At 39.8% G+C, this 1,892-nt stretch carries 2 protein-coding genes; both read right to left on the bottom strand.

Annotated features, from left to right (window positions below; genetic code table 11):
• Window positions 1-258: 258 nt before the first annotated feature.
• Entirely contained in the window at window positions 259-1,689 is a 1,431-nt protein-coding gene (locus WBA23_RS09155; RefSeq protein ID WP_424581972.1) for a S41 family peptidase, read from the bottom strand.
• Window positions 1,690-1,758: 69 nt separating this feature from the next.
• A complete protein-coding gene (locus WBA23_RS09150) occupies window positions 1,759-1,866 on the bottom strand; it encodes an AraC family transcriptional regulator (RefSeq protein ID WP_424581973.1) in 108 nt (35 codons plus the stop codon).
• Window positions 1,867-1,892 lie beyond the last annotated feature (26 nt).

Below are 1,892 nucleotides of genomic sequence, written 5' to 3'. Positions count from 1 at the left end.
GTTTAACACCATTAACAAGCGGTACTTCACCGTAGAATTATCGCCCGGAGCGTTAGGTCAGATTGAGATTGGGCTGGATCGCTTCGCGAATGATCCGAGTTATGCCTTCCCCTGGCACGAAGGTGAGGTGCCTGTAGTAGGCATGAAGTAAAAAGCTTGATCGATTAGCTAATCACTGTCGGAGCTTAACCTTTCAAACATATCCGATTCAGATGCCCTTCGCAAATAACTAAGTAAGCCGGTTGGGCTTAGCACCTATCATGGGGATGTTTTTTTAAGCAATTTGAGTACGAAATCCAGCTGAGTATCTACCCCATTTATCAAATCAGTAATTGACTGTTCAACCTCGTGATCAGGTAGTACTCCTCGTCCGAGGGGAATCTTATCCTCAACTGGTAAAAAGTGCCTGACTAAAGGTATTTTTACTCTGACTTTGGTATTAGGCAGTGTAACCCAAGCGTCTTCCATGCTGGTATTGCCGTAATAACCACCGCCAGTTTCAGTTCCAACAAACGTGGCAAGATCGTGTGATTTGATTTGTGCAGCTAGATCGGATGCTGCCGAAAAATTGCTACCATTAATAAGCACGTATAACTTGCCTTTGTATTGTGGTTCTGAAAGCTTTTGTGGTTTGAGCATCGGTTCATTTCTAAGAATGTAGATAGAGTCATTAATCTGATTCCTTTTTTTTGATTGACTAGTAATCCATAGTTTAGAGAGTTTCGGATTACAATAACGATCATATTTTGAGTCTTTATCAACGATAAATTCCGCGCGATTAAAGAAGGTGAAGCTGCTGTTATAGAGATAGGAAAATAACTCATAGGGTGCTCTGCCACCGCCATTATCGCGTAAGTCAATAATTAAGTTTTCAGATTGGGCCGAGTCAATTCTTTTAAAGGATGTTCTTAATTCCTTAGAGAACTTGTACTTCTTGCCATCTTTCTCCCAATTAAAAAATGCGTTAATATCCACGATTGCCGTTGAAACGTTATTGACTGAGTAGAAGGATAGCTCAAGGTTATTTGAGGACTTATAATTTATTACTGATGAGAACTCTTTTCCACCCTTTTTAAGGACAAATTCTTTTTTAATTCCCTGGCTATCGATGTATTCAATGACGTATTCATTGGTATTGCCGATAAAGATGGAGTACAAGAAATAAAAATACCTTCCAATCTCGTGGTTGACCTTAGTATGTCTGAGCCCTTCTGTCCAAACGGATTCTCTAAAGATTTGAATCAAAGAATCTGTAGTGAGGTTATTGATACTTAGGATTTCATTTCCAGCATCAATAGAATTCTTTGCGCTTTGAATGGCGTAGAGCTTATTGTTGAGAAGGATGACCGATAATGGAAAATAGTTCTCTTGTTTCTGATATGCTTGATGAGTGGTATTTGAGAGCCTCAACTGGGTATGACCACATCCGATTTTGGAGATTACTGAACCCAGACCCCTTAAGTATTCATGTTCGCCCATGGGATGATTCAGCTTGGCGGCTGCCACTTCAAAAGCCTCATCTAGCTCTTCTTTTGATCTGTACCAATAAAGTCCGGGGTGGAATTCTTCCAAACTTCCTTTCATAATTGAGAAGTCTTGGATTAACTGATCCACCGAAAAAACCTGGTCTGGTTGCGAAAGAGCTGAAAGTGACCGCAAAACTATGGCTGATACTAAAAAGTATTTCATTGTTTTTTCTGTCAATGCTCGTGAATATTTCGAATACTTATGTTGCAAATCACTATTTGAGACAACTAATTATTGCTCTCTCAAAATCTCATTGGGGGATTTACCCATGATTTGCTTGAATGATCGGTAAAAAGTTGCTCGGGAGGAAAAGCCTACATCAAAAGCAATACCCTCAATGCTAAACCTCTTTGCATTATCCTCCT

This window comes from Tunicatimonas sp. (genome assembly GCF_049647865.1).
Classification (GTDB): Bacteria; Bacteroidota; Bacteroidia; order Cytophagales; family Cyclobacteriaceae; genus Tunicatimonas.
Note: the sequence above shows the minus strand (reverse complement) of the source record. Positions and strands in the feature narration are given on the sequence as shown.